Source organism: Salinisphaera sp. G21_0 (assembly GCF_017744115.1).
Taxonomy (GTDB): domain Bacteria; phylum Pseudomonadota; class Gammaproteobacteria; order Pseudomonadales; family Endozoicomonadaceae; genus Endozoicomonas.
This window is the reverse complement of sequence record NZ_JAGHQW010000262.1, coordinates 1-569: the sequence shown is the minus strand read 5'-3', so window position 1 is coordinate 569 and position 569 is coordinate 1. Positions and strand designations below refer to the sequence as shown.

Here is a 569-nt window from a genome sequence, read left to right as displayed (position 1 = left end):
TCCCCAAAACAGCCCAAGCGGTGAGGCTTCCACAGGCTTTGCCTGCTGACTACTTTGCCTCCGGGTAATGCTAACAGGCCGACTGGTAGAATAGCCCGCAGTAAAGCCCTGCTGGCGACTAAGCGCACCCTGCCATTGGCTTCCATAAGGGCGAACCAATCCGGGAGGTGGCGCATAATAAACCAGCGGCTTGCCATCAAAAGAAAAGTCAGCAATAGCCGACGATGATATGGCATAGGGAGCGCCGGTCAACCTGAACTCGGGGCTGTCGGTGGGAACCTCATAACTCATAGAGTGGGTTCTGCTTTGATGGGACCGTGTGCCAGAGGCCGATAAAAAGGAATCGCCCGGAGGGTGATATCCCCTTCAATGGTGCGAGTATGGTTGGTGCCGGTATCAATCCACCAGGTTGGTTCGGTAGCTGGCAAGTTGCCGCCTGCTTCAACCCGGTAAACATGGCCATTGGGTACGGTGGGATGAATTAAATCTCCCTGAACCACAGAAGCTGTAGCCGTGAAAGGAACACCGTATTCGTCCATCGCCAGCACAAAAGTATCACCGCCTTCGGT

At 54.7% G+C, this 569-nt stretch carries 1 protein-coding gene and 1 pseudogene; both read right to left on the bottom strand.

Annotated elements, in window-relative coordinates; genetic code table 11:
• A partial coding sequence (locus J7439_RS25970; protein ID WP_209204949.1) for a hypothetical protein occupies nucleotides 1-291 on the bottom strand: 291 nt, incomplete at its 3' end.
• Nucleotides 288-569 (bottom strand): annotated as a pseudogene (locus tag J7439_RS25965) (hypothetical protein); the annotation flags it as partial. The pseudogene J7439_RS25965 and the gene J7439_RS25970, both read right to left, overlap by 4 nt.